Here is a 23,244-nt window from a genome sequence, read left to right as displayed (position 1 = left end):
GTCGGCCCGCCCGGACCTACACTGGGCCTGTGGTGAGCACCGACTGGAAGACCGATCTTCGGCAGCGCGGCTACCGGCTGACGCCTCAGCGGCAGCTTGTCCTGGAAGCTGTCGACAGGCTGGAACACGCGACGCCCGACGACATCCTGTCCGAGGTGCGCCGGACCGCGTCCGGCGTGAACATCTCCACCGTGTACCGGACCCTGGAGCTCCTGGAGGAGCTGGATCTGGTCAGCCACGCCCATCTGGGCCACGGCGCCCCGACGTACCACCTGGCGGACCGCCACCACCACATCCACCTGGTCTGCCGGGACTGTACGGACGTCATCGAGGCCGATGTCGACGTCGTCGCCGAGTTCACCGAGAAGCTGCGCGGCACGTTCGGCTTCGAGACGGACATGAAGCACTTCGCGATCTTCGGCCGCTGCGCCGACTGCACGGCGAAGGCGGCCGGGACGGGCGGGGCCGTGCAGGAGCCGGCTCCCGGTCCGTAGCACCGGGCCGAGTCGTACGCTGGTCGCATGAAGAGCCCCCTGCTGTCCCTGCCCGGCGCCGTCCCCGCCGAGGGCCGCGACGAAGGCGTCGCCGCGCACTACGGCGACCTGTTCCGTGAGCAGCGCGCCCTCGCCGACGGCTCCGGTCTCGTCGACCTGTCGCACCGCGGGGTCGTGACCGTCACCGGGAGCGACCGGCTGGCCTGGCTGCACCTCCTGCTCACCCAGCACGTCAGCGAACTCGCCCCGGGCCAGGCCACCGAGGCCCTGGTCCTCACGGCGAACGGGCACATCGAGCACGCGCTGTACCTCGTCGACGACGGCGAGACGGTGTGGATGCACGTCGAACCGGGCACCCAGGGCGAGCTGATCGCCTATCTGGAGTCGATGAAGTTCTTCTACCGGGTCGAGGTCGCCGACCGCACCGAGGACTTCGCGCTCGTGTACCTGCCGGCCGGTTCCATCGCCGAGGTCCCGGACGGCGCCGCCGTCCGCGAGACGCCGTACGGCCGCGACCTGTTCCTCCCCCGCGCGGACCTGGAGGCGTACGCGGCGGCGCACGGCCCGGCCGCCGGGGTGCTGGCCTACGAGGCGCTGCGCGTGGAGAGCCACCGGCCACGGCTCGGTTTCGAGACCGACCACCGCACCATCCCGCACGAGCTGGGCTGGATCCCGTCCGCCGTCCACCTTCAGAAGGGCTGCTACCGGGGCCAGGAGACCGTGGCCCGGGTGCAGAACCTCGGCAAGCCGCCGCGGCGCCTGGTGTTCCTGCACCTGGACGGCAGCGAGGTGCTGCTCCCCGGGCACGGCACCCCGGTGCGGCTCGCCGCGGACGGGGCCGAGGGCCGTCAGCTCGGCTTCATCACCACGTCGGCCCGCCACCACGAGCTGGGGCCGATCGCCCTGGCCCTGGTGAAGCGGAACGTGGCGGTGGACGCGGAACTGCTGGCGGGGGACACCGCCGCGGCCCAGGAGACGGTCGTCGAGCCGTAGGGCGCGCTGCTCCGTACCCGCGGGATCAGACCTCGACGATGAGGGTGAACGGGCCGTGGTTGGTGAGCGAGACGCGCATGTCCGCCCCGAACCGGCCCGTCTCCACCTGCGCCCCCAGCGCCCGCAGCTGCGCCACGACCTCGTCGACCAGCGGCTCGGCGGTCTCCCCGGGCGCCGCGGCGTTCCACGTGGGCCGGCGGCCCTTCCGGGCGTCCCCGTAGAGAGTGAACTGCGAAATCACCAGAAGTGGTGCATTCACGTCGGAGCAGGACTTCTCACCCTCCAGGATGCGGACCGACCACAACTTGCGGGCGAGCTGGGCCGCCTTCTCCACGGTGTCGCCGTGGGTGACTCCCACCAGCACACACAGGCCTTCGCCGACGATTTCACCGACGACGGCCGGACCGCCGCCCTCGCCCCCGGCGTCGGCCACCGTGACGCTCGCACCATCCACCCTCTGTACCACTGCACGCATACAGACCAACCTATCTTGGGCTGAACGGGTACAGAGCACCTCCACGGGACCCCTCGGAGTGGCACCATGCACGGAGGCGGTGTGCCGACGCACCGGTCGAGGGGATGGACACAAGCATGAGCATGCAGGGAACCGGGCAGTCCCCGGGCACGGTGCCGGTCGCGCGCCCCGGCGTCAACAGCAACACCGGTACGAGCACGAGCGCGAGCACCATGCGCCCACCCGTGCAGCGGACCGGCCACGGCGCCGAGGACGGACCGGCGGGCCCGTCCACGCCCGACCTGGTCGCCCTGCGGCTCCCGGAGCTGCGCGCGCTGCGGCGGGACGCACAGCGTGACGAGGCCGACCTCAGCTATGTGCGGCGGCTCGTCCAGGGGCGGATCGACATCCTGCGGGCCGAGCTGGCGCGGCGGCGGGACCCCGAGTCCCCGGTGGTGGACCGGCTCTCGGAGATCCTGGCGGACGCCCCGTCGCTCCACCGCTCCTCCGCCCGGCACGTCACTCTGAGCACGCCGCGCAGCGACGAGTACCGGCGGCTGGCGGCGGAGACGCTCGCCGAGGTCGAACTCTCCGACCTCGACGCCCGGACGGACGAAGAGCTGCACACCGCGATGGGACGCCTGGTCCGCTACGAACAGCAGGTCTCCCGGCGCCGGCACCGGCTCCAGCGCACCACGGACGATTGCAGCGCGGAGATCGCCCGCAGGTACCGTGACGGGGAAGCACAAGTAGACGACCTGCTCGCCTGAAGCGATCCTTCCGGGGGCGGGTCCCGCCCGCCCCCGGAAGGCCACCATGACCTCCAGCGCAGCTCCGTCCGCCATATCCGACCCGGTATCCGGCCTCCCCGTGCTGGCCGAGGTCGTCCGGTCCGGCTTCGTCGAGGGGCACCATCGGGGCTCGCTCGTCCTGCTGGCCGCGGACGGCAGCGTGGACGTGTCCCTGGGCGATCCGTCGGCCCCGGTGTTCCCGCGCTCCTCCAACAAGCCGATGCAGGCCGCGGCGGTGCTGCGGGCCGGTCTCGACCTCTCCGGGGAGCGGCTGGCGCTGGCGGCCGCGAGCCATTCGGGCGAGGGCTTCCACCTCGATCTCGTACGCAAGATGCTCACCGAGCACGGGCTGTCGCCCGACGATCTGCAGACCCCGCCCGATCTGCCGCTGGACCCGGCGGAGGCGGAGACGTATCTCGCGGCGGGCCACGTCCGGGAGCGGATCACGATGAACTGCTCGGGCAAGCACGCGGCGATGCTCGCGGTGTGCGTGCGCAACGGCTGGGACACCGCCACGTATCTCGACCCGGCCCACCCGCTCCAGCAGCTGGTCCACCGGGTCGTCGAGGAGGCGGCGGGCGAGCCGGTCGCCGCGGTCGGCACGGACGGCTGCGGGGCCCCGCTGATGGCGCTGTCCCTGGTGGGCCTCGCCCGGGCGTTCCGCACGTTCGTCACGGCGGAGCAGGACACGGCGGAGCGCCGGGTGGCGGACGCGATGCGCGCCCACCCGGAGTACGTGGCCGGCACCCGCAGGCCCGACACCTGGCTGATGCGGGAGGTGCCGGGCACGCTGTCCAAGATGGGCGCGGAGGCGGTCCAGGCGGTGGCGCTGGCGGACGGCCGGGCACTGGCCTTCAAGATCGACGACGGTTCGACCCGGGCCCTGGGTCCGGTGCTGGCCCGTGCGCTGGGTCTGCTCGGCGTCGACGCCCCGGTGGTGTCCCGGATCGGCCGGGCTCCGCTGATGGGCGGCAGCGCGGAGGTCGGGGAGATCCGGGCGACGTTCTGACGGGGCGGGCGGGCCGCCCGAAAAGCCGGTGACACCGGTGGTCCCCCCGCCTAGCGTGAGGCGGATGAGCACCCTCGACACCCGCCCCATCTCCGCTTCCGAGCTCCCTGACTGGCTGCGCGCCCTGAACACCGGCTTCCTGCGCGCGCCGACCCCGTCGGACGAGGAGGTGGCCGGGCGGTTGCCGTTCCTGGACCTGACGCGCACGCAGGGGGTCTTCGACGAGGGGCGGTGCGTGGCGACGTTCCGTTCGTTCGCGCAGGAGCTGACGGTCGTCGGCGGCGCCACGGTGCCGACGGACGCGGTCACCAACGTCACGGTGTCGCCCACCCACCGGCGTCGCGGGCTGCTCTCACGGATGATGGCCACGGACCTGGCGGCGGCGAAGGAGCGCGGCGACGTGGCCGCCACGCTGATCGCGGCCGAGTACCCGATCTACGGGCGGTACGGATTCGGTCCCGCGACCTGGACCACCGAGTGGGAGGTCGACGTCCCCCGCACGGGCCTCGACCCGCACCGCCGGGTCCCTTCGGCCGAGGACGGCGGCCGGATCGACCTGGTGGACGGCGCGGAGGTGCGCAAGCTGGGCCCCGCCCTGCACGACCGGCTGCGGGGCCGGCAGCACGGGGCGGTGAGCCGCGGCGAACGCTGGTGGGACCTCGTCACTGGGCAGGTGCTCTTCCCCGGTGATCCCTGGACCGAGCCGTTCTACGCCGTCCACCGGGGGCCCGACGGCAGCGTCGACGGACTGCTGGTCTACCGGTCCGACGGCCACTGGGGCGCTGCCAAGCAGCCGCTGAACCGAGCGACGGTGCGCAGCATGATCGCGGTGACCCCGGCGGCGGAGCGGGCGCTGTGGCACTTCCTCTGCTCGGTCGACTGGATCGCCACGATCCGCACCGGTCACCGGGCCCCCGACGACCTGCTGCCGCTCCTCCTCCCCGACCCGCGCGCGGCCCGCGTGGTGACGCACGCGGACTTCCTGTGGGTGCGCCTCCTGGACGTCGCCCGCGCCCTGGAGGCCCGCACCTACGCGGTGCCCGGCTCGCTCGTCCTGGACGTCCACGACGCGGCGGGCCTCACCGCCGGCCGCTTCCACCTGGAGGCCTCACCGGACGGCGCCACGTGCGTCCCGACGACACGGCCGGCCGATCTGGCCATGGACGTGACCGAGTTGGGGACGCTGTACCTCGGCGACGAGTCGGCCCTGCGGCTGGCGGCACTGGGCCGCGTCGAGGAACTGTCCCCGGGCGCGGCGGCCCGGGCGGACGGGATGCTGCGGGCGGGGCGGCGGGCCTGGTGCCCGGACGTGTTCTAGTGCCGCGTCAGTCAAGGACGGGGCCGGCGTGCTGACCGGGTCCCGGGCGGAGAGGCGCGGAACGGAGCCCTCCGTAAGGGGTCCGGGCGGCTTCGGACGTCAAGTCCGCTTGAGGTCGGAGGCGTTACGCTTCATGGTCATGAGCGGAGAGAAGCCCGGTACCCGGACGGCAGCCGACGCGGCGGAAGCGGAAGCGCCGGCCTCCCCCCGTGCGCCGATGAGCCTGCGGGAGCGGAAGAAGCAGCTGACGTACCAGGCGGTCTCCGACGCCGCGATCGCCCTGTTCCTGGAGCGCGGCTTCGACAAGGTCTCGGTGGCGGAGATCGCGGCCGCCGCGGACATCTCCAAGCCGACGCTGTTCCGCTACTTCCCGGCCAAGGAGGACCTGGTCCTCCACCGGTTCGCCGACCACGTGGACGAGTCCGCGCGGGTGGTCGCGGGCCGTGCGGAGGGCGAGTCCCCGCTGGACGCGCTGCGGCGCCACTACCTGGACGGTCTGGAGCGGCAGGACCCGGTCACGGGTCTGTGCGACGTGCCGCAGGTGCTGGCGTTCCTCCGGCTGCTCTACGGGACGCCGTCCCTGGTGGCCCGGCTCCACGCGTACCAGAGCCGCTCCGAGGCCGCCCTCGCCGAGGCCCTGGGAGGGAGCGTGACGGACCGGCTGGCCGCAGGCCAGATCATCGCGGTCCTGCGCATCCTGTCGCTGGAGAACTGGCAGCGGATCAGCGGGGGCCGGACGGCGGAGCAGGTGTACGGGGACGCGGTCGAGGCGGCGGAGCAGGGCTTCGCGCAACTGAGGTCGGGACTGGGGAAGGGGCGGTAGGCCCCCGCCGCGCCGGTTCGGGCCGGCTCCCGGCCCTCCTCGGCGGCCCTAACGGCCTTCCTCGGCGTGCTGCACCGCCTCGGCGATCTCGCGGACCCGGTCGAGCGTGATGCCGGTGCGCTGCTCCACGGCCAGCGGGTGATCCGTGGGCTCCAGTTCGATGAGCGGGCGCCGGCCGATCGGGCGGGTGTGCGCGTTGGTCTTGAGGTGGGTCGTCCGGGGGGAGTAGAGCCCCAACTCGGTCGTGAGCCAGCCGAAGTACGGCTTCTCGGACTCCCGCCCCGGGGTCTCCCACACATCGAGGGCGCGGGCGAAGTTCTCCCGGCTCAAGGACACCCAGACGCCCCAGGAGAACGGCTCCGGGCTGCCGATCACGGGTATCTCGATCAGGCCCTTGATGAAGTAGTGCTCGTGTCTGACGATGCACTGGTCCGTCGAGAGCATGCTGTCGGGGTCGCTCTCCAGGCTCGCGTCCCAGACGTCGGGCGCCATCGTCGAGTACCCCATCGGGAGTTCCGTGTGGTGGTCGCCGCAGCGGGAGCAGGTGTAACCGGGGTCGGTAGCCATGGGCGGGATCCTAGAGCCTCCGCCGGTCGCCCACCCGGCCCCGGCGGGGCCCCTGCCCGCGCTCAGTCCGGGGCGGGGACGTCCAGAGCCGTCCCGTACAGCCGGGACACCCGGATCCGGATCACCACGCGCCGGTCCGCGACCACCTGGGCCAGGAAGGCGGCTTCCTCGGCCGGGTCCTCGAAACCCGGCGTCAGGGAGAGCAGTTCGCGACTGACCGCGTCACCGGGCGCGGCGGCCGGGGCGGACACCTCCGCCGCGCCCTCGGCGACCGCGAACGAGAACATGTCCGGCCCCTGGACGTGCAGTGCGGCGTGCGGATCGGTGCGCAGCTGGCGGGGCTTGAGCCGGTCGGCGGTGCTGGAGACGCGCACCACGCGTTCCTCGGCGTCCCAGGAGTAGAGCACCGTCGTCAGGTGGGGGTGCCCGGTGCGTCGCACACTCGCGAGGACGCCGAACTGCTGCTCCCCGAGGAGCCGGGACAGTTCCGCTTCGGTGAGGACACGAGGGGCGGGGCCGGCGCCGGGGCCGGGCTGGTCCTCGGGGGGAGTGGGAGTGGGGTGCGTGGCCATGGGTCCGTCCTTCGGCTGTTTGATGGGGTGGGGCCGGTGAGGGGTGCGGTCAGGCGGAGGGGGTGGCCGCGGTCCGGCGGTCCGGCCGCCTGAGCACCGCGAGTGCGACGAGGAAGGCGGCGACGAGCAGTCCGGCGCCGACGGCGAAGGCCAGGTGGTAGCCGCCGGTCAGCGCCTCGGCCCGGCTGCCGCCCGCGGCGCGCAGCGCGTCCGTACGGGAGGCCGCCAGCGTGGACAGGACGGCGACGCCCATGGCCATGCCGATCTGCTGCGTGGTGTTGAACAGCCCGGAGGCGAGCCCGGCGTCCTCCGCGCCCGCCACCGACATGCCGAGCGTGGTCAACGCCGGGAGGGCGAGGCCGAATCCGGCGGCGAGGAACATCACCGGAAGCAGATCGGTGGCGTAGTGCGCGTGGACGGGCAGCCGGGTGAGGAGGCCGAGCACCCCGATCAGCAGGACCAGCCCCAGGAGCAGGACGTTACGGTCCCCGAACCGTGCGCTCAGCCGGGCCGACACCCCCAGCGACACCGTGCCGATGACCGCGGCCGCGGGCAGCATGGCGAGCCCGGTGGCGGTGGCGCCGTAACCGAGGACCCGCTGCATGTACAGCGCGACCAGGATCTGGAAGGAGAACAGCGCGGCCACCATGAGGATCTGGACCAGGTTGGCGCCCGCGACACTGCGCGACCGGAGGATCCGCAGCGGCAGGAGCGGGGCGGCGGCCGTGGCCTGCCGGACGACGAACAGGGCGAGCAGGGCCAGCGCGAGGGCGCCCAGGCCGAGCGTGTGCGCCGACAGCCACCCGTACGACTCGACCTCGACCACGGAGTAGATGCCCAGCATCACGCCCGCGGTGACCAGGAGCGCGCCGAGGGCGTCGGCCCCGGCCGTGAGGCCGGGCCCGCGGTCGGAGGGCAGGACGCGCACCGCGACGAGGAGCACCGCGAGGCCGATCGGCAGGTTGATGACGAAGATCCAGTGCCAGCCGAGGGCGTCGGTGAGGACCCCGCCGAGCACCTGGCCGATCGAGGCCCCCGCCGCGCCGGTGAAGCTGAACAGGGCGATGGCGCGGGCCCGTTCGCGGCTCTCGGTGAAGAGGGTGACGAGGATGCCGAGGCCGACCGCGGAGGCCATGGCGCTCCCGGCGCCCTGGAGGAAGCGGGCGGTGATGAGGAGGGCGGGCGAGCCCGCCGCCCCGGCCAGGACGGAGGCGGCGGTGAAGACGGCCGTGCCGGCCAGGAACATCCGCCGGCGTCCGAGGAGGTCGCCGAGCCGGCCGGAGAGCAGCAGCAGACCGCCGAAGGCGATCAGGTAGGCGTTGACGACCCAGCTGAGGCCGGCGGGGGTGAACCCGAGGTCGTTCTGGATGGCGGGCATCGCCACCGTCACGATCGAGCCGTCGAGCACGGTCATCAGCAGCCCGGTGGCGATCACGCCGAGGGCGAGGCCGCGTGAGCGGGTCGCGGGAGGCGCGGGGGCGGGGGCGGGAACGGTGTGCGCAGTGGCAGACATCGGGCTCTCCTGTCGGTGGGTTCGACAAGAGAGAAGGTAGCAGATGGTTTTGTTGCGGACTATTTCTTTCGGTTCTATTTTCAGCGGATCCCGCAGCCGGACGTGGAGCCTCCGGGGGCTACTTCTGGCTCTGGCGCGCCCGGCGTACCGTCCCCGGATTCTCGGCGGGGGTGGCCAGGTGCTCGTCGGCCAGCTGGTTCAGGGCGCGCAGGAGGGTCTCCCGGTCGGTCCGGGGCAGGCTGCTCAGTGCTTCCTCGTGCACCCGGTCGGCGATCTCCTGGCTCTGCGCGGCGAGGGCGGCGCCCTGCTCGGTGACGGCGATGATCCGGGCCCGGCGGTCCCGGCTGGAGGGCCGGCGCTCGGCGAGCCCCGCGCTCTCCAGGGCGTCCACCGTCACCACCATCGTGGTCTTGTCCATGTCGCCGATCTCGGCGAGCTGGGCCTGGGTTCGCTCCTCCTCCAGGGCGTGGACCAGGACGCAGTGCATGCGCGCGGTGAGCCCGATCTCGGCGAGGGCCGCCGCCATCTGGGTCCGCAGGACGTGACTGGTGTGGTCCAGGAGGTATGAGAGGTCGGGTGCGATGCGGGTGGGCGCCATGGCGGTCATGCCTGCCAGCGTAACAATTGAGTCTGTGGCGGATCGTCCGCAAGCGAACTTGTCTCGCCGTCGCGGCCTCCGGCCGGACGCCTCCGCGGGCGGCGTCTCAGCGCCCGCGCGCCCACCACCGCCGAAGGCCGTGCGCCGGGCGCCGGGACCCACGGGTCCGCGTCCGCGCGCTTCCCGTCCCCGGCCGGCCGGCTGCCCGGTCGCGCACCGGCCGCCACGGGTCGTCGGGCGAGGCCATCGGCGCCTGCCGTTCCACCTGCGCCTGGAGCTCGTGGTACGAGTCGTGGGCCGTCACGCGGAACGCCTCGTCGTACGACGCCATCGCGGCACGCATCGCCGAACCGGCGAGACCGCGCCTGCGGACCCGCGCGGCCAGCCAGGCGAAACAGCCCATGACCGCGGCGAGGGCGCCGGCGCACACCAGGAGCGGCAGCAGCTCATCCATGCGGCCGAGGGTACGTCCGCGCGGCGGGCGGAACGAGCTCCGTGACGGGACGTCGTGCGGGCCGCCCGGCCCGGAGACCGGGGGCGGGAAACCCCGCGCCGCGCCCTCGCTCCGGGGCCCGAGGCCCGGGGCCTCAGGCCTCGCCCCTCAGCCGGTCGCGCTGGATGCGGTGGGCGAGGGCGCGGCGCACGGAGGCGGGGCCGGGCGGGGCGGAGGCCGGCCGGGGCGGTACGTCGAGTGCGCGGCTTATCTCGTCGTACGCGCGCCGGTGCACGCCGGGCAGCTCCGGGGCGAGCAGGCGCAGGTCCTCCTCGACGAGCCGGCGCAGCTCGTCGACGTTCTCGGGGGTGAACGGCTTCTTGCCCCGTGCGAGCGCGCCGACGCACCGGGTGCAGCGGGCGGTGCCGGCGTACGTCTCCGAGAGGTCCTCGGCGAGGCCCCACAGGCGCCCTTCGAGCCACGGGACGTCGTGCTGGTCGAGGGAAAGGTCCATCGGGGGCGCGGGAGCGGTGTTCCGGTACTTCGTCACCTGCTTGGACACGGCGGGCTGACTCATGTCCGTGAGCCGGGCGATGCGGTCCTGGGTCCAGCCGAACCCCACGAACACCTTGATCATCTCGGCGCGGAGCTTCCGCATCTCCTCGCCGGCCCGGATGACGTCGTTCATCCCGGCGAGCATGCGCTCGGCCTGCGCCTCCGTCAGCGCCGCAGGGGGCGGCGACCCCGCGTTCCGCTGGGTGCTCTCGGTGTTCTCTCCGGCTGCCACACCCCAGTTATATACCGCGACCGGCACACCGTACCCCCGAACATAACCAGGTTGTACAACCTGGTTATGACTGACAGGATCCCGGCATGCCCACCTTCAGCGCACCCGACGGAACCCGGCTCGCCTACCGCACGTACGGAGACGGCGACCCGCTCCTCTGCATCCCCGGCGGCCCGGCGGACTCCCGCTACCTGGGCGACCTCGGCGGCCTGTCCGCCCACCGCCGCCTGATCGTCCTCGACCTGCGCGGCACCGGGCGTTCAGCCGTTCCCGAGGACGCCGCCACCTACCGCTGCGACCGCCTCGTGGACGACGTCGAGGCCCTGCGCCGCCACCTCGGCCTTTCCCGTACGGACCTGCTCGGCCACTCCGCGGGAGCGAACATCGCGGTGCGGTACGCGGCCCGCCACCCGGAGAGCGTGAGCAGGATGGCCCTGATCACCCCCAGCGCCCGCGCCGTCGGCATCGACGTCACCGGCGCGGAGCGCCGTGAGCTCGCGGCGCTGAGGAGCGGTGAGCCGTGGTTCCCGGCGGCGTTCGCCGCGCTGGAGGCGATCACCCGGGGGACGGGCGCGGACTGGGCGGCCGTGGACCCGTTCTTCTACGGCCGGTGGGACGAGGCGGCACGGGAGCACCACGCGGCGAGCCGGCCGGACAACCCGGACGCCGTCGCGCACTTCGGGGCCGCGGGAGCCTTCGACCCGGCGGCCACCCGCGCGGCGCTGGCAGTCTTCGGCGCGCCGGTCCTGCTGCTGGCCGGGCAGGTCGACCTGAACAGCCCGCCCCGCTCGGCGGCCGCCTTCGCCGGACTGTTCCCCGACGCCACGCTCGTCGTCCAGGAGGGGGCGGGCCACTACCCGTGGGTCGACGACGCCGCCCGGTTCACGGAGACGGTGTCGGCGTTCCTGGGGTGACCCGTCGGGACGGGCACCCGACGGCTCGCCTCAGGCCAGCAGGCGGGTCAGTCGCGCGGCCTGCCGTTCGACGGTTCCCGGCGGGTTGCGCGGGTGGCCGGGGTCGTCGAAGGAGAGGAGGAATAGCCACACGAGCGCCAGCAGCCGCCGCGTCTCCAGCAGCAGGGGCCGCTCGGCCGCGTCCAGGTCGAACCGGCCCAGGAACCCCTCGACGTCGAGGGGTTCATCGACCCAGGCGGCCACATGCTCGGTGATCTCCGCCAGTTCGAGCGGCCGGTCGCTGCGGCCGGACTCCTCGAAGTCGACGATCCGCACCCGCGAGCCGTCCCAGAGGTAGTTGGCGAGATTGCCGTCACCGGGGCCGAACACCGGACGCACGGCCGGCGGCACCGCCCCCTCCAGGCCCGCCCCCGCCAGCCATTCCAGGCCGCCGTCCATGGCCCGGCCGACCTCGGGGCCCACCCGGGGCCGGGCCCGCGGGGCCCAGGCCCGGATCCGGTCCGTCAGGTACCGCCGGTGGCCCGGCCGCACGGGCACCTCGTCCAGTACGTGCGCGGGCACCGCCTCGTACACCTCGCTGACCGCCGACGCCAGGGCGTCGAGCCGGCGCTCGTCGAGCCGCTGCCCCCTGAGCGGCCCGCCCGGCAGCCGGGACATCACGACGGTCGGCTCGTCGGCCGCGAGATCCGCGTGCCGGGGTGCGGGAGCGAGCCCGGGCGCGTGGACGTCGAGGAGGGTGAGCGCCCGCCATTCGCGCTCGCTCTGCGCGTCCGAGCCGGGCCGGAACCTCTTGGTCACCGTGCCGGGCCCGAGGCCGAGCGTGTGCGTGCTCCAGGAATCTGCGGTCATCCGGGAATCCAACACCACGACTCCGCCACGCCCCGGCCGAGTTGCCCGGCCGCTGCCGCGACGCGGGCCTTGCGGATGCCTCGGCCGGTCAGGCGGGAAGCTCGACCGTCACGTACGGGGCCAGGGCGCGGAGGAAGTCCGCCGCGTCGAACATGGCACCGGCCGAGGCGACACCCGTCGTCCGCGTGCGGCCGGTCAGGATGCGCGCGACGGCCTCCACCGCCAGGGGCGCGGTGACCGCGTAGATGTCCTGGCCGTGCGCCGTGGCACGGCGCACGGCTCCGTCCGCGCGGATCAGGACGTCGACGACGAACGTCTGGTCCGAGCGCCCCAGCGCGTCGACCGCCTCCGGCGCCGGCGTGTCCTCCCCGGCCAGGTCACCCGCCGCCTCGACGGACATGTGGGTGCGGACGGTGGGCACCTCCACATGGCTGGGGACGGTGACGACATCGGCCATCGTGAACTCCGTGACCACCGTGCGCCGCCCCCACGGCTCGGGGAAGATCCACTCCGCCTGCGCCGCCTTGTCGTCGTGGTACCGCAGCGCGCCGTCCGCGAACCGCACCCGGCGGCCCGCCCGCCGGTCGTGGGACACCCGCCCCGCCTCCCGGGTGCCCGCCGTCGGCCGCCAACTGCTCAGCCCGTACGCGACATCCACCGAGTCCGCGGCCGTGCGCCCGCCCATCGCCGCGGTGACCAGCAGGTCGCCCAGCCCGCCGTAGAAGGCCATCGCCGGCACCACGGCGGTGCCCGACCGCCGGGCCGCCTCCGCGTGGTCGGCGAACATCGCGGCGTTCGCCTCGATCTCCGCCGCGACGTCGACGTACGGGATCCCCGCCCGCAGGGCCGCCTCGACGACCGGGCCGCCCGTCACCGCGAACGGCCCGGCGCAGTTGATGACCGCCGCCGCGCCGGCGAGGGCCCGGTCAAGCGCGTCCGCGTCGTCCACGCCGGCCGGCCGCACCTCCACATCGCCCCACTCGGCCGCCAGCGCCTTCAGCCGGTCCGCGTTCCGGCCGGAGACGACCGGGGTGAAGCCGCGCCGCCGGAGCTCGGCGACGATGAAGCGGCCCGTGTGCCCGGTCGCCCCGTAGACCACTACCTCAGCCGCTGTACCCATGGTTCCCCGCTCTCGACGTGGTGCTCCGACGTGGTGAGGGCTCCAGTCTCGGCGCGGGCGGTACCTGACCGTGAGGGTCCGGACCGACAGCATGCGTACACTTTCGGACATGCCAACTGTCGCGCTGCTGGCCGCCGGTGACCTGCTGCACTTCGAACTCGGGGTGGCGTACGAGATCTTCGGCAACCCCCCGCGCGAGGCGACCGAGAGCTGGTACGACGTCCTGCTCTGCGGGCCCGGGCCGGTGCGGGTCGGCCCGTTCACGGTCGAGCCCGACCACGGGCTGGACCGGGTGGCGGCCGCCGACACCGTGATCGTGCCGGCGTGCGTCGACATCGACGTACCGCCGCCGGCGGAGCTGATCGAGGCGGTGCGCGCGGCACACGAGGCGGGCGCGCGGGTCGCCTCCCTGTGCACCGGGGCGTTCGTGCTCGGTGCCGCGGGTCTGCTGGACGGGCGGCGGGCCACCACCCACTGGGCCCACGCCGCCGAGCTCAGCGCCCGGCATCCGCTGGCCGAGGTCGACCCGGACGTCCTGTACACCGACAACGGCAGCGTCCTCACCTCCGCGGGCAAGGCCGCCGCCGTGGACCTCTGCCTGCACCTGGTCCACCTCGACCACGGCGCGGCCGTCGCGAACTCGGTCGCCCGGCGCCTCGTCATGCAGCCGCACCGGCCGGGCGGCCAGGCCCAGTTCGCCTCCACACCGGTGCAGGCCTCGGGCGACCACGCACTCGCCCAGCTGCTCGCCTGGGCCCAGCAGCGACTGGACCAGCCGCTGTCCGTGACCGACCTGGCGCGGAAGGCGAACACGAGCCCGCGGCACCTGGGGCGGCAGTTCCGGTCGGTGATCGGGCAGACGCCGATCCAGTGGCTGCTGATCCAGCGGGTGCGCCGGGCCCAGGAGTTGCTGGAGGCCACCGACGAGAGCATCGATGCGGTCGCCGTGGCCACCGGCATGGGGACCGCCACGACGTTGCGGCGCCAGTTCAAGCGGATCGTCGGTGTCCCGCCGGACAGCTACCGGCGCGCGTTCCGCAGCGCACGGCCGGCCTGAGGGCCGCTCGACGACCGGTTCGGTGGCCCGCTGTCCCGGCCGGGCGGCGGTCAGGGGCAGCGCCCCGGTCCGGCCTCCGGTCCCGCCGGCCGGGGCGCCTCGGGTGTGCGGACGAGGAGGAAGGCCTGCCGGCCCTGGTGCGGCTTCTCGCTCTCGTACGGTTCGCGGACCAGCTCGGCGGTCAGGACGAACCCGGCCGCGACCAGGAGGTCCACGACGCGCTCGACCGGCATCCAGTAGACGTCGAGGGAGAGTTCGTGCCCGTACGCCTGCTCCAGGCGCCGGTGCCGGGCCCCGGCCTTGAACGCCAGGAGCATGTGGCCGCCCGGCGCCAGCACACGGTGGCACTCCGCGAAGACGGCCGGGAGCAGCTCGGGTGGGGTGTGGACGGTGGAGTACCAGGCGACGACGCCGGCGAGGCCGTCGTCCGCCAGGTCCAGCCCGGTCATCGAGCCCTCCTCGAACCGCAGCCCGGGGTGCGTGCGGCGGGCGACCTCGATCATCCCGGGCGACAGGTCGACGCCGAACGCGTCGACGCCGAGCGCGTGGAGATGCGCCGTGACGCGTCCGGGCCCGCAGCCGAGGTCGGCGACCGGCCCGGCGGCCGGAGTCCGTACGAGCTCGGAGAAGGCGGCGAGCATCGCCCGGTCCAGCGGCTTGCCGTGCAGCTCGTCGCGCAGGAGCTTCTCGTAGTCCACGGCGACGGTGTCGTACGCCGTCCGCGTGGCGCTCAGGTACGGGGCTTCGGTCATGGCCGGCCACGCTATCCGGTGCCGGACCGGGCATCGCTCCCACGGACCCGTACGCGTACCGCTGGGAGCGATCGCCCGGCGAAGCTGTCAGCGCCCCGGCCCGCACGCGTACCGCCACCCGCAGGGAGCGATAGCCCCGCGCCGCTGTCCGCGCCGGAACGGCCGGTCAGTGGTCGAGTGGGCCGGTCGGCCGTTCCGTACGAGTGCCCTGCCCGGCGGTTGTCCGCCAGAAGGCACGCACCGCGCGTACGAGCGCTTCGGGCGCTTCCTCGGCGATGTGGTGGCCGGACTCGATCGGGCGGCCTTCCAGCCGGTCGCCCGCCCAGTCGCGCCACACGGCCGGCACGTCGCCGTACAGGTCGGGCAGGTCGTCGAGGGTGGCCCACACCACCTGGAGCGGGCAGCGGATACGCCGGCCGGCCTGCTGGTCGGCGTCGTCGTGATCCCGGTCGACGCCCAGGCCGGCCCGGTAGTCCTCGCACATGGCGTGCACGGTGGCCGGGTCGTGGATGGCGCGCTGGTAGTCCGCGTACGCTTCGGCGCCCATGTGTGCGGGAGTGGCCCTGTACCAGGCGTCGGGGTCGGCGTTGATGATCCGTTCGGCTCGCTTGTCGGTCTGCCCGAGGAAGAACCAGTGCCACCAGCTCGCGGCGAACTTCGCGTCGCAGCGTCGCAACGCCTCGCCGATGGGGACGGCGTCGAGCACGGTGAGAGCGGAAACCGCCTCCGGATGGTCCAGGGCGAGCCGGCTGGCCACGTACGCCCCCCGGTCGTGGCCGACAACGGCGAAACGCCGGTGCCCCAGACCCCGCATCACCGCCACACAGTCCTCGGCCATGGCGCGCTTGGCGTACGGCCGGTGCTCCGCGTCGGTCGGCGGTTTCGAGGACCGGCCGTAACCCCGCAGGTCGGGGCAGACGACCGTGTGACCGGCGGCGACCAGGCGGGGGGCGACGCGGTGCCACGTCGCGTGCGTCCGTGGATGACCGTGCAGGAGCAGCACGGCCGGGCCGCTGCCGCCGTACCGCACGTGCAACTGGGCCCCTGCTCCCTCACGTCGCTCCAGAGCAAAGCCTTCGAACATGCGACCCCCTGCGGCTCGGGTAGTTGGGGTGCGCCTGCCCCGGATCACCGGCCTCCATCCGTGCGGTCACACCCGCTTTGTCCTCCGCGAGGCCCAGGTGACCGGCTGGAGCGCAGCCTCGCGCCCGCGTGGCGCAGCACGCGCATGGGGGCGCGGCGCGTCGCCGCGGGCACGCGCGGCCGGGAGGGGCGCTAGCGTGCGGGGGTCTCGGCTTCGATCCGGTCGAGTCGGGCGGCGAGGATCTCCTCGAACGCCGCGCGGCGGTCCGCCCCGAGGGGGCGGATGTCGCGCGCGAAGTGGGCGAGGGCCGGGAAGCGCGCGGGGTCGGCGCCCAGGACCGCCACGCGGAACAGCTCCATGCCCTGCGCCTGCTCTTCCGGCGCGACCGTGCTGACGCCGGCCTCGGAGGCGATCAGCGCGGCGATCAGGACCGCGATGTGGTGGTAGCGCGCGGGGATGTCCTCGTCGGGCAGTCCCGACGCGCGCAGCGCCTGCAGCACCTGTTCCCTCACCAGCCGGGAACCGTCGCCATTCGACGCGTAACGTCCCCGGACCGCGGCGAGCTGCGGCTGCCGGCCCGACGATGAGCGAGGTGGTCACCACGCTGATGCGTTCGCGGATCCAGAACAATGCGATGCGTATCGGCCCGAGCACCCCGGACGACGTGCTGGCGCTGCACGACGACTTAGTGGACGGCTGCCGCGGCCTTCCCCTCGTGGCCGCGGCAGCCGGGGACGGGCGGACGTGGTGCGAGCAGCAGGCGGAACTGCTGCTCGCCCGCGGTCTCGGTCACCTGCGGCAGGCGGGACCGGTGGAGGCGGACGAGCTGGCCGGGTTCGCAAGGACCGTGACGACCGGCCGGTGGGCTGCCGTCGTGCCTCCCCAGCCGGCCGGTGACTGAGCTACGGCCGCAGGATGAGCTTCCCGGCGGCGTGACCGCTCGCGCTCAGTTCCTGCGCCTTCGCGGCGTCCTCCAGCGGAAGGCTCTGCGCGAGGCGCACCGTGAGCTTGCCGTCGGCTGCGAGGCGGGCGTACTCGCCGAGGCGGGAACCGAAAGGGGCGCCGGGGCCGGAGTAGGGGATAGCCAGCTCGGCGGCCTTCGGATCGGCGATGGTGATGATCCGGTCGGTGCCGCCGCGCAGGTCGATCGACACCTCCAGGTCGCCCGCCCCCGCGGTGTCGTACACGGCGTCGATGCCCTGCGGCGCGGCCTCGCGGACCCGGTCGGCGAGGCCGGCGCCGTAGGCGACCGGGATCGCGCCCAGCGAGCGCAGGTAGTCGTGGTTGCCGGGGGAGGCGGTGCCGATGACCGTGGCGCCGCGGGCGACCGCGAACTGAACACCGACGGTGCCGGACACACCCGCGGCGCCGTGCAGCAGGAGCGTGTCGCCTTCCCCGACGCCGAGGGCGTCGAGCACGCGGACCGAGGTCTCGACGGCGACGGGCAGTGCCGCGGCGAGGTCCCAGTCGAGGTCCGCGGGCTTCGGGCCGAAGTCGACGGCCAGCGCGTGCTCGGCGTACGCGCCGGTGACGGTCCAGCCCAGGACCTCGTCACCCACCGCGACGCCGGTCACGCCTTCGCCGACCTCGTCGACGACGCCGGCCGCCTCCAGGCCGGGGATCGCCGGGAACGGCGGCGTCATCTGCGGCCTCCTTCCCTTTTGGATCTTGAGGTCGAGCGGGTTGACCGCTGCCGCCATGACCTTCAGCCGCACCTGTCCGGGTCCGGCGTGCGGCTCGTCGACCTCTGCGAGGCGGAGGACTTCCGGGCCGCCGAACTCGGTGTAGGTGATCGCCTTCATGTCCGACTCCAACTTCTCGTCGCTCTAGGTGAAAGATCAACCTTGGCCTGGACCTGCGGCGGCCGCACCGGCACTTCGACCAGTTCCGGCGGGGCCGTTCATCGCGGCTGGAGGCTCAGGAACCAGCCATGTGCGTGGGCGCGGTCCAGCCGGTGGATCGGATCCACTCGACCAGGTCCAGGGTGGCCGGCTCGATCGAGCGCACCACCGCGAGGTCCGACGGGTATTCCGCCGCCTCCGCGAACTGGCGGAACATCGCCTTGTCGAGGTCGCTGGGAAGCACGCTCAACGGCAGGGCCTCGTACCGTGCCGGGAGTCCGGCGTGCGCGCCGAACGCCGCGGCGATCTGGGGGCCTGTCAGCTCGTCGCCGACGAGCTCGACGGCTCCGCCGGGCGCCTCCGCGGTGTCGAGCAGGAGCGCGGCGGCGACCCGGCCGATATCCCTGATCGAGATCATCTTCAGGGCGGCGTCCTCCGGCATCGGCAGCCGCAGCACGATCTCTCCGTGCTCCAGGCTCGGTGCCATCACTTCCATGAAGGGGGCCGGGCGAACCATCGCGGCCCGCAGGCCGGACTTCCTCAGGTGCTCCTCGATCCAGTGCTTGGAGTCGTGGTGCGGCACACCCCTCTCCCGGTCCGCTCCGATGACCGAGTTGAACACGACGTGCGGGACGCGTGCCGCGACCGCCGCGTCGACGAGCGCGGTACCGACGCGGATCTCCGCCTCGACCTCTTCGAGGCTGTTCGCCTCCGGGGTCATGAAGGAGAACGCCTCGACCGCCGTCAGCGCGGTGGCCAGCGACGCCGGGTCGTCGGTCCGGATGGCCGCCAGCTCGACGCCGCGGGCGGCCAGCGCCTGAGCCCGGTCGGACTGCGGGTTGCGGACCAAAGCCCGCACCCGCGCCCTGCGGTCCAGCAGCGCGTCGACCACCGCCCCGCCCTGTTGCCCCGTCGCGCCGAAGACTGCGATCGTGCCGGTCGTCTGTGTGCCGGTGGGGGAGGACGACGCGGGCGCGGCGTCCTCGAGCTTGATCTGTTGTGACATGTCTCCACGATGTGGTCTGCGGCGCCAGGCGCACCACCGGTATCCCGCCAGGTTCTTCCGATAACCCGCCAGTGGCGGGTAGCCTCGATCCGTGTCCGACCCCGGCGGCGAGCCGACCTTCTGCACCGACGATGCGCCGTTGTCGGCGCCGCTGGCCCATGGCGCCGACGTGGCTGCGCACTTCCACGACTACGGCCAGCTCCGCTACGCCGCGCGTGGGGCCCTGGTCACAGTGACCCAGGTGGGCACCTGGGTGGCGCCGGCCAGTCGGATCATGTGGGTGCCGCCTTTCGCGGTGCACGGCAGCAAGGCGTACGGCGAGACGGACATCCGGGTGCTGTCGCTGCCCGTGACGCTGACCGGACAGCTGCCGGCCGAGCCGTCGGTCTTCGTGGCGAGCGCGTTGCTGCGCGAGGCCTATCTGGCGCTGATGAGCGAGGGCGAGCCGCTGGAGAGCCCCCGTGCGCGGCTGCTGATCGACGTCGTACTCGCCGAGCTCGCCCGCGCCGCACAGGAGCCGATGCGCCTCCCGGAGCCGAGCGACCGGCGTCTCAAGGCGGTCACCGACCTGCTCCACGTGGACCCAGCAAGCTCGGCGACTCTGGCCGAGCTAGGCCACCGCACCGGTGCCGGCGAACGCACCCTGAGCCGGCTGTTCGGCAGCGAGCTGTCGATGAGCTTCCACCAGTGGCGCACCCTGCTGCGCATCCAACGGGCGCTGATCGAGCTCGGCGACGGTGCCTCGGTCACCGACACGGCGATCCGGCTGGGCTGGTCGAACCCCGGCAGCTTCATCGACGCCTTCACCGAGCTGATCGGTCAGACACCCGGCCGCTATCGCTCGTCGGCCCGGTCTTCCCGCAGCTCCCTTGGGTGAGAGGTTGGCGGGGTAGCCGTAGTTCCTGCCCGGGAAGCACGACACCTGCTCCGACCGCCGGTGGATGAGAATCCGGCCACGCCCATCACGGCACACCGTCACGGCGACCCGATGCGGCCAACCCTCCCGGATGGCCTCCCGACGGCTGACCACCCCAGCACGCGATCTTGACCGTCGACCCGCTCCACCAGTTCATCCACGGCACACACCTGGCAGAGCCCACCGACAACGCCGTTTCCCGGCGACTCGCGGAGGCCGACCCAAGAGCACCTGCACCAGGAGGCCGGACGCGGAGGGCGACAGTTGTCGTGCACATACGACACCTGTCGTGCTCAGGCTCAACTGACCCGTCCGAGTGGCGCGGAACACTTTTGCAAGCGACTGCTTGCAAAAGTTAGCAAGGTGGGTCCACTATCGGGACATGGCCTCACTCAACGTCGGCAACCTCGGCGAGTACCTGCGCGAGCAGCGCCGTAGCGCGCAGCTCTCGCTGCGGCAGCTCGCCGAGGCCGCCGGGGTGTCCAATCCCTATCTCAGCCAGATCGAGCGCGGGCTGCGCAAGCCCAGCGCCGAGGTCCTCCAGCAGGTCGCCAAGGCGCTGCGGATCTCCGCCGAGACCCTGTACGTACGGGCCGGGATCCTGGACGAGCGGGAGCGGGAGGAGCTGGAGACGCGGGCGGTGATTCTGGCCGATCCGTCGATCAACGAGCGGCAGAAGAGCGTGCTGCTGCAGATCTACGCCTCCTTCCGCAAGGAGAACGGGTTCGAGGACGAGCCCGGGGACGCCGCGGACGAGGAGGGGCGCGCGCCCGGTGCGGATGCGCCCTTCAGTGCCGGCGGCCCTGCTGCCGATACAGATGCGAAGCCTTCAAAACCCTCACACTGATTCTGATGATCCGGGAGGACCACAGTCATGGCCATCACCGATGACCTGCGCAAGACCCTCACCGACCCGACCCCCCTCTACTTCGCCGCCGGCACGGCCGACCTGGCCGTGCAGCAGGCCCGGAAGGTTCCGGCCCTGATCGAGCAGCTGCGGGCCGAGGCGCCGGAGCGCATCGAGGCGGTGCGCAACACCGACCCCAAGGCCGTGCAGGAGAAGGTGGCCGGGCAGGCCAAGGAGGCGCAGGCAACCCTCCAGGCCAAGGTCACCGAGGTGATCGGGGCGTTCGACACCGATCTGAAGAAGCTGGGCGAGAGCGCGCAGGACCTGGCGCTGCGCGGTGTCGGCGTGGCCGCGGAGTACGCGGTCAAGGCGCGGGAGACGTACGAGAAGGTCGCCGAGCGCGGCGAGCAGACCGTGCGGACGTGGCGTGGTGAGACGGCCGACGAGATCGTCGAGATCGCCGTCGTCGTCGAGCCGCGCAAGGAGTCGAAGCCGCAGGCCGCGAAGGCCGAGCCGAAGCCGGAGGCCAAGGCCGGGCCGAAGCCCGCCCCCAAGCCGGTGGCGGCCAAGCCCGCGCCCGCACCCGCGCCCAAGACCGTCAAGGCCGAGGCCGCGCCCGCCAAGAAGGCGCCCGTGCGCAAGCCCGTCGCCAAGAAGACCACGCCGCCCGCCGGCAAGTAGCGGTTCGGTGCGGGGGCGGGCATGCCGGGGCGGCGGGCGGGCACCTTTCCGGGTGTTCCGGTCGTTGTCCCGGTACCTTGGCCGCGAGCGCTCATCCACTCACTAGGCGGTGCACCCCATGTTGCTCGAAGGCTTCAACTCCATCCTCGGGCTGATCTTCACGGCCATGCTCGTCATGGCCGTGGTGGCCTTCGTCATGGCCGCGATCGCCCGTGAGGACGCCTACCGCGCCGCGGACAAGCAGAAGAAGTCCTTCTGGCTGATCATTCTCGGCATCGCGGTGGTGGTGAACCTCTGGGTGCCCATGCTGTTCGTGCAGCTCGCCGGGCTGATCGCGTCCATCGTGTTCTTCGTGGACGTGCGGCCCGCCCTCAAGGCCGTCTCGGGCGGTGGGCGCCGCAGTGGCGGCTCCAGCAGCGACGGGCCGTACGGGCCCTACAACGGCGGGCGCTGAGCGCCTGCGGGTGACACCTGTCCGGGGCGGGGGCGCGGGATGCTCCGGCCCCGGTCGCCGTTCCGTCCCTGGCGGCGGACGCTGTCCTGGTCGCGGTCGAGCAGCAGGACCGCGACATCGTCGGTCAGTTCGCCGCCGTTCAGCTCGCGGACGTGCGTGACCGCCGCCTCCAGGAGATCCTCACCGGTGAGGCCCTCGGACAGCTGACGGTTGATCATCGCGACCATGCCGTCCTGGCCGAGGCGCTGCGTGCCGTTGCCGACACGGCCCTCGATCAGGCCGTCCGTGTACATCATCAGGCTCCAGGAGCCGCCCAGTTCCACCTGCCGGCGCGGCCAGCGGGCCCGGGGCAGCAGACCGAGTGCCGGGCCGCCGTCCTCGTACGGAAGCAGGTGCGCGGCCCGTCCCTGGCGGGCGATCAGCGGGGCGGGGTGGCCCGCCAGACACAGGCCCGCACGGCGGCCGTCCGGGGCGATGTCGACGGTGCAGAGCGTCGCGAAGATCTCCTCGCTCTCCCGTTCGTGCTCCAGGACCTGCTGGAGCGTGGAGAGCAGTTCGTCGCCGCAGAGCCCGGCCAAGGTCAACGCCCGCCAGGCTATGCGCAGTTCCACGCCGAGGGCGGCCTCGTCCGGGCCGTGGCCGCAGACGTCGCCGATCATCACGTGGACCGTGCCGTCCGGTGTGCGGACCGTGTCGTAGAAGTCGCCGCCCAGGAGCGCGCGGCTGCGGCCGGGGCGGTAGCGGGCCGCGAAGCGCAGATCGGAGCCGTCCAGCAGCGGGGTGGGGAGCAGGCCGCGCTCCAGGCGGGCGTTCTCCTGGGCGCGCAGCCGGGACTCGGTGAGCTGGTGCTGGGCCACGTCGGCGCGTTTGCGCTCGACGGCGTAGCGGATGGCGCGGCTGAGGAGCCTGCCGTCGAGTTCGTCGCGGAAGAGGTAGTCCTGCGCCCCCACCCGTACCGCCTCGGCGGCCAGTTCGGCGTCGTCCTCGGCCGTGAGGGCGAGCACGGCGTGCCGGGGCGCGATCCGCAGCACGTGCTTGAGGGTGGCGAGTTCGTCGGCCTCCGCGCCCCGCTCGGCACGGGTCTCGGCGCCGGACGGCAGCGCCAGGTCGAGCAGGATGCAGTCCACGTCGTCGGTGAGGAGCCGGTCCGCCTCGGTCAGGTTGCGGGCGGACCGGATGCGGACCCGGGCACCGGCCGCGGCGGAGAGCTCCGGGGCGCTGAAGGTGCGCGCCGGGTCGTCCTCGATCACCAGGAGGGTGAGGTCGGCGCCGTTGCTGGCCTCCGCAGCGGGAGCGGCACTCTGCTGCTGCGGTACGGGTACGGGCATCGGTTCGGGTTTCCTTCCCTCCCCCCGAGGGCACGGCGGATCG

Annotated in this window: 27 protein-coding genes and 2 pseudogenes; 13 read left to right on the top strand and 16 right to left on the bottom strand. The window is 73.2% G+C overall.

Annotation, left to right across the window (positions count from 1 at the left end):
- The first annotated feature begins 29 nt into the window (after positions 1-29).
- Entirely contained in the window at positions 30-494 is a 465-nt protein-coding gene (locus ABZ454_RS23075) for a Fur family transcriptional regulator (RefSeq protein ID WP_359540390.1), read from the top strand.
- 27 nt (positions 495-521) lie between these two features.
- Complete coding sequence (locus ABZ454_RS23070) at positions 522-1,487, top strand: folate-binding protein (RefSeq protein WP_356318946.1); 966 nt, start codon at positions 522-524, stop codon at positions 1,485-1,487.
- 25 nt (positions 1,488-1,512) lie between these two features.
- On the opposite strand, the gene dtd is transcribed toward ABZ454_RS23070, so the two are convergent.
- A complete protein-coding gene (gene dtd, locus ABZ454_RS23065) occupies positions 1,513-1,962 on the bottom strand; it encodes a D-aminoacyl-tRNA deacylase (protein WP_356318947.1) in 450 nt (149 codons plus the stop codon).
- A 116-nt stretch (positions 1,963-2,078) separates the two neighbouring features.
- Between dtd and ABZ454_RS23060 the strand changes: the two genes are divergently transcribed.
- The 4 genes from ABZ454_RS23060 (at position 2,079) to ABZ454_RS23045 (ending at position 5,882) form a co-directional block, all read left to right on the top strand.
- Positions 2,079-2,711 carry an ABC transporter substrate-binding protein gene (locus tag ABZ454_RS23060; RefSeq protein WP_359540386.1) on the top strand — a complete coding sequence of 211 codons (633 nt, stop codon included), beginning with the start codon at positions 2,079-2,081 and terminating at the stop codon, positions 2,709-2,711.
- Positions 2,712-2,757: 46 nt separating this feature from the next.
- Entirely contained in the window at positions 2,758-3,741 is a 984-nt protein-coding gene (locus tag ABZ454_RS23055) for an asparaginase (protein WP_359540385.1), read from the top strand.
- 64 nt (positions 3,742-3,805) lie between these two features.
- Positions 3,806-5,059 (top strand): GNAT family N-acetyltransferase, encoded by a 1,254-nt coding sequence (locus tag ABZ454_RS23050; RefSeq protein WP_359540383.1) that lies wholly within the window; start codon positions 3,806-3,808, stop codon positions 5,057-5,059.
- A gap of 133 nt (positions 5,060-5,192) precedes the next feature.
- On the top strand, positions 5,193-5,882 hold the full coding sequence (locus tag ABZ454_RS23045) for a TetR family transcriptional regulator (protein ID WP_359540381.1): 690 nt from the start codon (positions 5,193-5,195) through the stop codon (positions 5,880-5,882).
- 48 nt (positions 5,883-5,930) lie between these two features.
- On the opposite strand, the gene ABZ454_RS23040 is transcribed toward ABZ454_RS23045, so the two are convergent.
- The 6 genes from ABZ454_RS23040 to ABZ454_RS23015 form a co-directional block, all read right to left on the bottom strand.
- Positions 5,931-6,389: a DUF2199 domain-containing protein gene (locus ABZ454_RS23040; RefSeq protein WP_356319043.1), complete on the bottom strand. Its 459-nt coding sequence runs from the start codon at positions 6,387-6,389 to the stop codon at positions 5,931-5,933.
- Positions 6,390-6,511: 122 nt separating this feature from the next.
- Positions 6,512-7,021, bottom strand: coding sequence for a TIGR03618 family F420-dependent PPOX class oxidoreductase (locus ABZ454_RS23035; RefSeq protein WP_359540378.1), 510 nt, complete (start codon positions 7,019-7,021; stop codon positions 6,512-6,514).
- A gap of 49 nt (positions 7,022-7,070) precedes the next feature.
- Positions 7,071-8,534, bottom strand: coding sequence for a DHA2 family efflux MFS transporter permease subunit (locus tag ABZ454_RS23030; protein WP_359540376.1), 1,464 nt, complete (start codon positions 8,532-8,534; stop codon positions 7,071-7,073).
- 118 nt (positions 8,535-8,652) lie between these two features.
- Positions 8,653-9,141, bottom strand: a complete 489-nt coding sequence (locus ABZ454_RS23025) for a MarR family winged helix-turn-helix transcriptional regulator (RefSeq protein ID WP_359540374.1) — start codon at positions 9,139-9,141, stop codon at positions 8,653-8,655.
- Positions 9,142-9,238: 97 nt separating this feature from the next.
- The gene (locus ABZ454_RS23020) at positions 9,239-9,586 is read right to left on the bottom strand and encodes a hypothetical protein (RefSeq protein WP_359540371.1); all 348 of its coding nucleotides are present in this window, start codon (positions 9,584-9,586) and stop codon (positions 9,239-9,241) included.
- Positions 9,587-9,719: 133 nt separating this feature from the next.
- Positions 9,720-10,352: a sigma-70 family RNA polymerase sigma factor gene (locus tag ABZ454_RS23015; RefSeq protein ID WP_359540369.1), complete on the bottom strand. Its 633-nt coding sequence runs from the start codon at positions 10,350-10,352 to the stop codon at positions 9,720-9,722.
- 86 nt (positions 10,353-10,438) lie between these two features.
- On the opposite strand from ABZ454_RS23015, the gene ABZ454_RS23010 reads away from it, so the two are divergent.
- Positions 10,439-11,266: an alpha/beta hydrolase gene (locus ABZ454_RS23010; protein ID WP_359540367.1), complete on the top strand. Its 828-nt coding sequence runs from the start codon at positions 10,439-10,441 to the stop codon at positions 11,264-11,266.
- Positions 11,267-11,296: 30 nt separating this feature from the next.
- Here the strand turns inward: ABZ454_RS23010 and ABZ454_RS23005 are convergent, their stop codons facing one another.
- Positions 11,297-12,115 (bottom strand): aminoglycoside phosphotransferase family protein, encoded by an 819-nt coding sequence (locus ABZ454_RS23005; RefSeq protein WP_359540365.1) that lies wholly within the window; start codon positions 12,113-12,115, stop codon positions 11,297-11,299.
- 88 nt (positions 12,116-12,203) lie between these two features.
- Positions 12,204-13,235, bottom strand: a complete 1,032-nt coding sequence (locus ABZ454_RS23000) for a saccharopine dehydrogenase NADP-binding domain-containing protein (RefSeq protein ID WP_359540364.1) — start codon at positions 13,233-13,235, stop codon at positions 12,204-12,206.
- A gap of 109 nt (positions 13,236-13,344) precedes the next feature.
- Between ABZ454_RS23000 and ABZ454_RS22995 the strand changes: the two genes are divergently transcribed.
- Positions 13,345-14,292, top strand: coding sequence for a helix-turn-helix domain-containing protein (locus ABZ454_RS22995; protein WP_359540363.1), 948 nt, complete (start codon positions 13,345-13,347; stop codon positions 14,290-14,292).
- A gap of 50 nt (positions 14,293-14,342) precedes the next feature.
- On the opposite strand, the gene ABZ454_RS22990 is transcribed toward ABZ454_RS22995, so the two are convergent.
- From ABZ454_RS22990 to ABZ454_RS22980, 3 genes and pseudogenes are all read right to left on the bottom strand, one after another.
- The gene (locus ABZ454_RS22990; RefSeq protein ID WP_359540361.1) at positions 14,343-15,044 is read right to left on the bottom strand and encodes a class I SAM-dependent methyltransferase; all 702 of its coding nucleotides are present in this window, start codon (positions 15,042-15,044) and stop codon (positions 14,343-14,345) included.
- A 166-nt stretch (positions 15,045-15,210) separates the two neighbouring features.
- Positions 15,211-16,128, bottom strand: a complete 918-nt coding sequence (locus tag ABZ454_RS22985; RefSeq protein WP_359540359.1) for an alpha/beta hydrolase — start codon at positions 16,126-16,128, stop codon at positions 15,211-15,213.
- A gap of 191 nt (positions 16,129-16,319) precedes the next feature.
- A pseudogene (locus ABZ454_RS22980) lies at positions 16,320-16,706 on the bottom strand (TetR/AcrR family transcriptional regulator); the annotation flags it as partial.
- Positions 16,707-16,720: 14 nt separating this feature from the next.
- On the opposite strand from ABZ454_RS22980, the gene ABZ454_RS22975 reads away from it, so the two are divergent.
- Complete coding sequence (locus ABZ454_RS22975) at positions 16,721-17,029, top strand: hypothetical protein (protein ID WP_359540356.1); 309 nt, start codon at positions 16,721-16,723, stop codon at positions 17,027-17,029.
- A gap of 1 nt (position 17,030) precedes the next feature.
- Here the strand turns inward: ABZ454_RS22975 and ABZ454_RS22970 are convergent, their stop codons facing one another.
- Together ABZ454_RS22970 and ABZ454_RS22965 are read right to left on the bottom strand one after the other, a co-directional pair.
- Positions 17,031-17,930, bottom strand: a complete 900-nt coding sequence (locus ABZ454_RS22970; RefSeq protein WP_359540354.1) for an NADP-dependent oxidoreductase — start codon at positions 17,928-17,930, stop codon at positions 17,031-17,033.
- A gap of 115 nt (positions 17,931-18,045) precedes the next feature.
- Positions 18,046-18,975 carry an NmrA/HSCARG family protein gene (locus ABZ454_RS22965; protein WP_359540353.1) on the bottom strand — a complete coding sequence of 310 codons (930 nt, stop codon included), beginning with the start codon at positions 18,973-18,975 and terminating at the stop codon, positions 18,046-18,048.
- Positions 18,976-19,066: 91 nt separating this feature from the next.
- Between ABZ454_RS22965 and ABZ454_RS22960 the strand changes: the two genes are divergently transcribed.
- Positions 19,067-19,852: an AraC family transcriptional regulator gene (locus ABZ454_RS22960; protein WP_359540351.1), complete on the top strand. Its 786-nt coding sequence runs from the start codon at positions 19,067-19,069 to the stop codon at positions 19,850-19,852.
- A gap of 27 nt (positions 19,853-19,879) precedes the next feature.
- Here the strand turns inward: ABZ454_RS22960 and ABZ454_RS22955 are convergent.
- Positions 19,880-20,052: pseudogene (locus ABZ454_RS22955) on the bottom strand (NTP pyrophosphohydrolase); the annotation flags it as partial.
- Between the two features lie 221 nt (positions 20,053-20,273).
- Here ABZ454_RS22955 and ABZ454_RS22950 point away from each other — a divergent pair.
- From ABZ454_RS22950 to ABZ454_RS22940, 3 genes are all read left to right on the top strand, one after another.
- Positions 20,274-20,738 carry a helix-turn-helix transcriptional regulator gene (locus tag ABZ454_RS22950; protein ID WP_359540349.1) on the top strand — a complete coding sequence of 155 codons (465 nt, stop codon included), beginning with the start codon at positions 20,274-20,276 and terminating at the stop codon, positions 20,736-20,738.
- Positions 20,739-20,765: 27 nt separating this feature from the next.
- Positions 20,766-21,419: a hypothetical protein gene (locus tag ABZ454_RS22945; RefSeq protein ID WP_356318968.1), complete on the top strand. Its 654-nt coding sequence runs from the start codon at positions 20,766-20,768 to the stop codon at positions 21,417-21,419.
- Positions 21,420-21,537: 118 nt separating this feature from the next.
- A complete protein-coding gene (locus ABZ454_RS22940) occupies positions 21,538-21,873 on the top strand; it encodes a DUF2516 family protein (protein ID WP_356318969.1) in 336 nt (111 codons plus the stop codon).
- Here the strand turns inward: ABZ454_RS22940 and ABZ454_RS22935 are convergent.
- Positions 21,855-23,201, bottom strand: coding sequence for a SpoIIE family protein phosphatase (locus ABZ454_RS22935; protein ID WP_359540345.1), 1,347 nt, complete (start codon positions 23,199-23,201; stop codon positions 21,855-21,857). The two genes, ABZ454_RS22940 and ABZ454_RS22935, sit on opposite strands and share 19 nt — an antisense overlap.
- Positions 23,202-23,244 lie beyond the last annotated feature (43 nt).

Origin of the sequence: Streptomyces sp. NPDC005803, assembly GCF_040630435.1 — a bacterium.
GTDB lineage: Bacteria > Actinomycetota > Actinomycetes > Streptomycetales > Streptomycetaceae > Streptomyces.
Note: the sequence above shows the minus strand (reverse complement) of the source record. Positions and strands in the feature narration are given on the sequence as shown.